Raw genomic sequence first — 5061 nt, 5'->3', positions numbered from 1 at the left:
GCGGCTGCATCTGCAGTTGCATCAAGGCGGACTCCACCAGGCTTTGTACGGCTTCCATCTCGTGGATGACCGCCTGCATCACGATCGAGCTGGGGGAGGTGGGTTTGAGTTGCACGGACTGACGGGCTACGGACAGGGCGCAGAGGACGTACTCTGTGGATTGGATCAGGGTGTCCTGCAGGATTTGAGAGGCATCGAGGGAGTAGGGCGGATCGGGGACTATCTTGCGCATATACAGCTCCTTGAGTCAGGTGGAGCTGCCTGCTAACGCTGTCAAACGAATGGAGGCAGCTATACATGGGTTGACAGACCGGTGACCCAAGGAACCCGGCGCACACGAGTGTGCCCCATGTACAGCTGCCATTAAGCGCTGCAAGTGAGTTCTTAAGTCGGGACGGCCTGTCAAAGCCGGTCGCTACAGTGGCAACGACACGGCGAGACTAGAGCGCGACCCAAGCACTAGCAACCGTTTGAGCGGGTTGGGAGTATGTTTGGGAAATGGACTACAAGATAGGGGAAAAAACTGAAGGTTAGCTGTAGGGCGGAAGGCTCAGTTGCCGTCTTTTATCGTTCAGGGAATGAATACTGGGCTGACCTGTTGGTTTTGGTTTGCTGGATAGATCCTGGGGCCGCTTTGCGGCCCATCGCAGGGCAAGCCAGCTCCTACAGGGCAGCGCAAGCCTTGTAGGAAAACCCTCAGCGCATCGCCGCCAGCTTGATCCCGAACCCGACCAGGCATACCCCCGCCAACCGCTCGAACAGGTTGGTAATCCGGGGATTCGCGCGCATGCGTTTAGCCAGCTTGTGGGTCAACACCACCGCAATCAGCCCATACAGGAACGTCACCACCGCCACGGTCGCCGCCAGGAAGCCAAAGGTCACCAGCCCCTGGTGCTTCACCGGGTCGACGAACAGCGGGAAAAACGCCATGTAGAACATGATCGCCTTGGGATTGAGCAAGGTGATCATCATGGTCTGGCGCAAGTAGTGGCCGTTGTCCATGCGGCTTGCACGCGGGGCGCCGCCGGGTTTGCTCAGCAGCATGCGCAGCCCCAGGTAGGCCAGGTACGCAGCGCCCGCCCACTGCACCACATGGAACGCGGCAGGGTAGGCGGCCAGCAGGGTGGCAACGCCCGCCACGGCCAGCCACAGCAGCACCTGGTCACCCAGGATCACCCCGCAGGTCGCCGCCATGCCAGCCTTGATGCCGCCTTTGCCGGTCGCCGTGATCAAGGCAAAGTTGCCCGGGCCGGGGATGGCCAGGACGATGATGAAGGCGATGACGAACGCGCCGTAGTCGGTAACACCGAGCATGGGGAAACTCCTGTAAGCGTGCAGGTGTGAGGCAGAACGACAGACTATCTTCCGTGGCGGCCTACTTTTCAACTGTCGGTTAATACTGCGATAACGCGACGTATTGTTACATCGCGGCCCGCACGACTTGGATCCAATGCCTTGGTTCTGTATGATCCGGGCGCCATCAGCACGATGGCCGACGATTCATTTAAAGGACTTTGTATGAAAAAGCTGTTGAAAGCCACTGTTGCTGTTGCTGTCGTTTCGGGCGTTGCCCTGCTGTCCGGCTGCACTGGCCAAGTCTACAACCAGCAGAAGAACTGCTCGTACGACTACCTGTTCCACCCTTCGGTTTCCATCTCCAAGGTCATCGGTGGCTGCGGCCCAATCGATAAACTGCCTCAGCCGCAGTAATCTTGGCGATACCCTGATCGCGACGCTTGCGACGTGATCCAAAGACCCCGGCCATGCAAGTGGCCGGGGTCTTTTGTTTTCCCCCTGGGACAACCTGCCGCCTTGACGCGAACCCCCTCAATTTGTTTGTGCTGGCAATTGGGTTACAATCGGAAAAACGTTTCAGCGATGGCCGGTCAATTCGACCAACGGCTGAGCGTTCACTGTTTCTCTTGGCTGCTGACTCCAATGACCAATAACAAGCGCGCGCTGAAGGACAGAGAAATACAAGGCCCCGCCTAGGCCTTCCTTACGTGCTAACCATTGGAATCAATCAATGTTCAAGAAAGCTGGCAAGACCTTGCTGGGTCTGGCTGTCGCGGCGAGCGTCATGCAAGCGCACGCGGCAGAAACCAAGAAAGTCGACGTGCTGCTGGTCGGCGGCGGCATCATGAGTTCCACCCTGGCTGTCTGGCTGCACGAGCTGGAGCCGAGCTGGTCGATGGAAATGGTCGAGCGCCTGGACGGCGTCGCCGAAGAAAGCTCCAACGGCTGGAACAACGCCGGTACCGGCCACTCCGCGCTGGCCGAGCTGAACTACACCCCGGAAGACAAAGACGGCAACGTCAACATCACCAAGGCCATCGAAATCAACGAAGCCTTCCAGATCTCCCGCCAGTTCTGGTCGTGGCAGGTCCGCCAGGGTGTGTTGAAGAACCCGCATTCGTTCATCAACAGCACCCCGCACATGAGCTTCGTCTGGGGCGATGACAACATCAAGTTCCTCAAGAAGCGTTACGACGCGCTGCAGGCCAGCCCGTTGTTCCGCCCGATGCAGTACTCCGAGGACCACGCGCAGATCGCCAAGTGGGTCCCGCTGATGATGGAAGGGCGCGACCCGAACCAGAAGCTGGCCGTGACCTGGACGCCGATCGGCACCGACGTCAACTTCGGCGAGATCACCCGCCAGTTCGTTGGCCACCTGAAGACCCAGGACAAGTTCGACCTGAAGCTGTCCAGCGAAGTGCAGGACATCACCCGTAACAAGGACGGCTCCTGGCACGTCGAGTACAAGAACCTGAAGGACGGTACCGAGTCGGCCACCGACGCCAAGTTCCTGTTCATCGGTGCCGGCGGCGGCGCGCTGAAGCTGCTGCAGAAGTCGGGCATCCCGGAGGCCAAGGAATACGCCGGCTTCCCGGTGGGTGGTTCGTTCCTGGTGACCGAGAACCCGACCGTTGCCATGCAGCACATGGCCAAGGCCTACGGCATTGCCTCGACCGGCGCGCCGCCCATGTCGGTACCGCACCTGGACACCCGCGTGCTGGACGGCAAGCGCGTGATCCTGTTCGGGCCATTCGCCACGTTCTCGACCAAGTTCCTGAAAAACGGCTCGTACCTCGACCTGTTGGGCAGCACCACGCTGCACAACGTGTGGCCGATGACCAAGGTCGGTATCGAACAGTACCCGCTGGTCGAGTACCTCGCTGGCCAGCTGATGCTGTCTGACGACGACCGCTTCGAAGCGCTGCGCACCTACTTCCCCAACGCCAAGAAAGAAGACTGGCGCCTGTGGCAGGCCGGTCAGCGCGTGCAGATCATCAAGCGTGATGCCGAGAAGGGTGGCGTGCTGAAGCTGGGCACCGAAGTGGTGGCTTCCCAAGACCGCACCATCGCCGGCCTGCTGGGCGCCTCGCCAGGTGCTTCGACCGCGGCCCCGATCATGCTCAATGTGCTTGAGACCGTGTTCAAAGAGAAAGTGGCGACGCCAGAGTGGCAGGCCAAGATCAAAGAGATCGTGCCAAGCTACGGTACCAAGCTGAATGATTCGGCTGCGGCCACGCAGAAAGAGTGGAACTACACCGCTGAAGTGCTGCAGCTGGAGAAGCCGCCAGTGATCGACGCCAGCGTTGATTTCGGCAACGCGCCGAGCGAGCCGGTAGAAAGCAAGCCTGAGAACGACATGGCGCTGTAAGCCCCATTGTTGTAATCGAAAGCCACGGGGGTGACCTCGTGGCTTTTTTTTTGGCCAGCACGGGACTACCGCTGACGCAGAATGCACTCCAGCAACCCAGGGAAGCGTTCGTCGAGCATTTCGCTGCGCAGCGAATTCATGTGGGTAGTGCCGACGTTGCGCGTGTGCACCAGCCCCGCATCGCGCAAGACGCGAAAATGGTGGGACATGCTCGACTTCGGCCGCCCGCCGTCAAGCTCGCCGCAGCTGGCCTCCGCCACGCCCGCCAGGTGGCGCACAATCTCCAGGCGCACGGGGTCGCTCAGGGCGTAAAGCAGGCGCTCGAGAATCAGGTCTTCAGGGTTGGGATGTTTGTAGGCTCGCATGGTCGACATGATAACGGGCCTTTCAATTATTGCCATAGTTCGATTATGATCGAACTATCGTATTCAGATAACCCGGGAGCTTCCCCATGTCCGCATTGTTCGAACCCTACACCCTCAAGGACGTCACCCTGCGCAACCGCATCGCCATTCCGCCGATGTGCCAGTACATGGCCGAGGACGGCATGATCAACGACTGGCACCACGTGCACCTGGCCAGCCTGGCCCGAGGTGGTGCCGGCCTGCTGGTGGTCGAAGCCACCGCCGTGGCGCCGGAAGGGCGCATCACCCCCGGTTGTGCCGGTATCTGGAGCGACGCCCACGCCCAAGCCTTCGTGCCGGTGGTGCAGGCGATCAAGGCCGCAGGCTCGGTGCCCGGCATCCAGATCGCCCACGCCGGGCGCAAGGCCAGCGCCAACCGCCCCTGGGAAGGTGACGACCACATCGCCGCCGACGACGCCCGTGGCTGGGACACCATCGCCCCGTCGGCCATTGCCTTCGGTGCTCACCTGCCGAAAGTGCCGCGCGAAATGACCCTGGGCGACATCGCCCGGGTCAAGCAGGACTTCGTCGACGCTGCACGCCGTGCGCGGGACGCGGGTTTTGAATGGATCGAACTGCACTTTGCCCACGGTTACCTGGGCCAGAGCTTCTTCTCCGAACACACCAACCAGCGCACCGACGCCTACGGTGGCAGCTTCGAGAACCGCAGCCGCTTCCTGCTGGAAACGCTGGCTGCGGTGCGTGAAGTATGGCCAGAGAACCTGCCGTTGACCGCGCGTTTTGGTGTGCTGGAATACGATGGCCGCGACGAGCAGACCCTGGAAGAGTCGATCGAACTGGCGCGCCGCTTCAAGGCTGGCGGCCTTGACCTGCTGAGCGTAAGTGTCGGTTTCACCATTCCTGAGACCAACATCCCGTGGGGCCCGGCGTTCATGGGGCCGATTGCCGAGCGTGTGCGCCGTGAGGCGAAGCTGCCGGTGACTTCGGCGTGGGGCTTTGGCACACCGCAACTGGCTGAGGCCGCGTTGCAAG

6 protein-coding genes are annotated in these 5061 nt (G+C 61.0%); 3 read left to right on the top strand and 3 right to left on the bottom strand.

Annotation, left to right across the window (positions count from 1 at the left end; translation table 11 throughout):
- Both NP534_RS25510 and NP534_RS25505 read right to left on the bottom strand, forming a co-directional pair.
- The coding region (locus tag NP534_RS25510) for a hypothetical protein (RefSeq protein WP_274100559.1) at positions 1 to 232 on the bottom strand (232 nt) is incomplete at its 3' end.
- 464 nt (positions 233 to 696) lie between these two features.
- Positions 697 to 1314 carry a LysE family transporter gene (locus tag NP534_RS25505; RefSeq protein WP_274100558.1) on the bottom strand — a complete coding sequence of 206 codons (618 nt, stop codon included), beginning with the start codon at positions 1312 to 1314 and terminating at the stop codon, positions 697 to 699.
- Positions 1315 to 1518: 204 nt separating this feature from the next.
- Between NP534_RS25505 and NP534_RS25500 the strand changes: the two genes are divergently transcribed.
- Positions 1519 to 1710 (top strand): DUF4223 family protein, encoded by a 192-nt coding sequence (locus NP534_RS25500; RefSeq protein WP_027594641.1) that lies wholly within the window; start codon positions 1519 to 1521, stop codon positions 1708 to 1710.
- 316 nt (positions 1711 to 2026) lie between these two features.
- On the top strand, positions 2027 to 3664 hold the full coding sequence (gene mqo / locus NP534_RS25495) for a malate dehydrogenase (quinone) (protein WP_033699799.1): 1638 nt from the start codon (positions 2027 to 2029) through the stop codon (positions 3662 to 3664).
- Between the two features lie 65 nt (positions 3665 to 3729).
- On the opposite strand, the gene NP534_RS25490 is transcribed toward mqo, so the two are convergent.
- Entirely contained in the window at positions 3730 to 4065 is a 336-nt protein-coding gene (locus tag NP534_RS25490) for an ArsR/SmtB family transcription factor (RefSeq protein ID WP_186658358.1), read from the bottom strand.
- Between the two features lie 50 nt (positions 4066 to 4115).
- On the opposite strand from NP534_RS25490, the gene xenA reads away from it, so the two are divergent.
- The coding region (gene xenA / locus NP534_RS25485) for a xenobiotic reductase XenA (RefSeq protein ID WP_274100557.1) at positions 4116 to 5061 on the top strand (946 nt) is incomplete at its 3' end.

This window comes from Pseudomonas sp. 39004 (assembly GCF_028682155.1).
Classification (GTDB): Bacteria; Pseudomonadota; Gammaproteobacteria; order Pseudomonadales; family Pseudomonadaceae; genus Aquipseudomonas; species Aquipseudomonas capeferrum.
Note: the sequence above shows the minus strand (reverse complement) of the source record. Positions and strands in the feature narration are given on the sequence as shown.

What these genes read in the sequence shown, in the direction of transcription:
- NP534_RS25490 (WP_186658358.1), bottom strand. Translation starts at nt 4,065, where the DNA reads ATGGCAATAATTGAAAGGCCCGTTATCATGTCGACCATGCGAGCCTAC.
- NP534_RS25505 (WP_274100558.1), bottom strand. Translation starts at nt 1,314, where the DNA reads ATGCTCGGTGTTACCGACTACGGCGCGTTCGTCATCGCCTTCATCATC.
- NP534_RS25500 (WP_027594641.1), top strand. Translation starts at nt 1,519, where the DNA reads ATGAAAAAGCTGTTGAAAGCCACTGTTGCTGTTGCTGTCGTTTCGGGC.
- mqo (WP_033699799.1), top strand. Translation starts at nt 2,027, where the DNA reads ATGTTCAAGAAAGCTGGCAAGACCTTGCTGGGTCTGGCTGTCGCGGCG.